Origin of the sequence: Actinosynnema sp. NPDC023658 (assembly GCF_040639995.1) — a bacterium.
In the GTDB taxonomy this organism is placed as follows: Bacteria; Actinomycetota; Actinomycetes; order Mycobacteriales; family Pseudonocardiaceae; genus Actinosynnema.
Window position 1 is genome coordinate 1 of record NZ_JBFAAX010001119.1, and the last position, 1,703, is coordinate 1,703.

Here is a 1,703-nt window from a genome sequence, read left to right on the forward strand (position 1 = left end):
GCACCGAACGGGGAACCGGGCGGACCGGGCAGGGAGGAGAGCGCTGCGGCCGTCCCCAATTCCGTGAATGACTTTATCCGGGAATGCGGAAGTGTCAACAAGAATTTATTTAAGGAACATTTAAAGTTCGCATCAGGTACCGAAAAGGGACCGGCGGTCAGACTGGCTCCTCCGCCAGGCCGAGCCGGAGCTGGACCCGCGTGCCGCCCAGCGGCCCCCGGTCGACCACCAGCGCGCCGCCGGTGGACTCGGCCGCACGCCGGGCGATGTCGAGGCCGAGGCCGGTCGAGCCCGCGCCGCTGCTCCCCCGCCGCAGCGCCGCCTCCAGGTCGTCGATGCCCGGCCCGGCGTCCTCGATCACGATCACCACCCGGTCGACCTGGTGGAACAGGGCCACCACGAACCCGACGCCCTCGGGCGTGTGCCGGAAGACGTTGCCCAGCACGGCGTCCATGGCCGCAGCGAGGTCGCTGCGGGTGAGCGGGACGAGGGCGCGGCGCTCGGTGCCGCGCAGGTTCCACAGCCGCTGCTGGTCGTCCGCGAGGGCGGACCAGAACACCAGGCGGTCGTGCACGACCTGGGCGGCGTCGCACCGGCCGCCGTCGGGGTCGTCCAGCTCGCGCCTGGCCGCCCGGATGAGCTCGTTGACCTCGCGTTCGAGCGCGTGCACGGCCTGCCGGACGCGGTTGGCGTTGGGGTCCTGGCCGAGGGTTTCCGAATCCAGCCGCAACGCGGTGAGCGGGGTGCGCAGCCGGTGCGACAGGTCGGCCAGGATTTCGCGTTCGTTGGCGACGAGTTGGCCGATCCGATCGGCCATCCGGTTGAACGCGCCGCCCGCGTCGAGCAATTCCGGTGGTCCGCTCGGCGTCACCCGCGTGGTGAGATCCCCCTGGCCCATTTTCCGCGCGCCGTCCGCGAGGCCCGCCGCCGCTTTCACGACCCGCGCGCCGAGCCGGTCGGCCACCAGCACGGAACCCAGCACCAGCACGACCGCGACGCCGCTGAGGGCGAGCCAGGCCTGGTCGACGCCGCGGGACAGCTCGGCCCGCGGCACGAACGCCTCCACCACGGCCACCCGGCCCCCGTCCAGCAGCACGGGTTGCAGGTGCACGACACCGGACGGGATCGGCTCGGTGGAGGTGTTCGCTGGAGAACGGCTTGACCAGGTAGTCGTCCGCGCCCGCGTTGAGGAGGCGGACGATCTCGTTCTCGTCGTCCCGGGCGGTGGCGACGATGACCGGCACGTCGCACACGCCGCGCATCATGCGCAACGCGTCCGCGCCGTCCATGTCGGGCAGGCCGAGGTCGAGCACGACGAGGTCGAACCCGCCGCCGGTGATCTCCCGCAGCGCCTCCAACGCGGTACCGACCGGCAACACGGCATGTCCGAGCCCGGTCAGCGCCCGGCTCACCGCCGACCGCACCACCGGATCGTCCTCGACGAGCAGCACCGAGACCATGGCGCGCACCGTAACGCGGCCCGCCGCCCCCGCGTCCCACTCCCCTCTCGGGCACTCCCCTGGAACGCTTCCGCTCCCCTCCCGGGCGCTACCGGTCTCGCCGCACCACCGGCTCGACCGCCCGTTCCGCTTCCGGCCGGAACAACCCGTGCGCCGCCAGCACGGACGGCCAGTTGCGGGTCGAGCGCAGGCAGCCGGGCGCCTCCGGGTCCTGCGTCGGGATGAGCGGTCCCGCGGCGGCCG

1 protein-coding gene and 1 pseudogene are annotated in these 1,703 nt (G+C 72.7%); both read right to left on the reverse strand.

The window, feature by feature from the left end:
- Positions 1-157: 157 nt before the first annotated feature.
- Positions 158-1,111, reverse strand: coding sequence for a HAMP domain-containing sensor histidine kinase (locus AB0G02_RS38720; RefSeq protein ID WP_360805044.1), 954 nt, complete (start codon positions 1,109-1,111; stop codon positions 158-160).
- A 25-nt stretch (positions 1,112-1,136) separates the two neighbouring features.
- Positions 1,137-1,460 (reverse strand): annotated as a pseudogene (locus tag AB0G02_RS38725) (response regulator); the annotation flags it as partial.
- Positions 1,461-1,703: the final 243 nt, after the last annotated feature.